Genomic DNA, 408 nt, shown 5'->3' with positions numbered 1-408 from the left:
CCTCTGAACGTGTAATCTCTTTGACATCATAAATCAGGCTTTGCCTGCGATATCCAGTTACATGATGAATACCCAACCCTATATCTAGCCCTTCTGACAACAGTGCTTTGCAATACAGATTGTCTTCTAACGTCGATGTCAGTGACAAAATAGCGTTAATCGGGTCGGAGGGTGGCCGTCTTACTCGCCCTGTAAATCCGAGTTCAGAAAAGACCTCGACATTTTCCCACGCCTTCCAGTATAAGCGCGAGATGTGCGCTTCAGCTATCATGAGGTTTGAGGTATCATTTAGTTGATCTAGTAGGTCATCCCACACTGAAGAACATCTAAGCCCCAGCATCTTCAGGGTATATTTCTGCCTCAAGCAGCGTATACGTACCAATCGCTCGGCTAGGCCCCGTTTTATCG

1 protein-coding gene is annotated in these 408 nt (G+C 46.6%); it reads right to left on the bottom strand.

Going from position 1 to position 408, the window contains the following annotated elements; genetic code table 11:
* The coding region (locus AB4486_RS24830; protein ID WP_372119355.1) for a CRISPR-associated endonuclease Cas1 at positions 1-340 on the bottom strand (340 nt) is incomplete at its 3' end.
* Positions 341-408: the final 68 nt, after the last annotated feature.

The sequence above is a fragment of the Vibrio sp. 10N.222.55.C6 genome (genome assembly GCF_041473395.1).
Taxonomy (GTDB): Bacteria; Pseudomonadota; Gammaproteobacteria; order Enterobacterales; family Vibrionaceae; genus Vibrio; species Vibrio crassostreae_C.
This window is presented reverse-complemented; position numbering and strand designations above follow the sequence as displayed.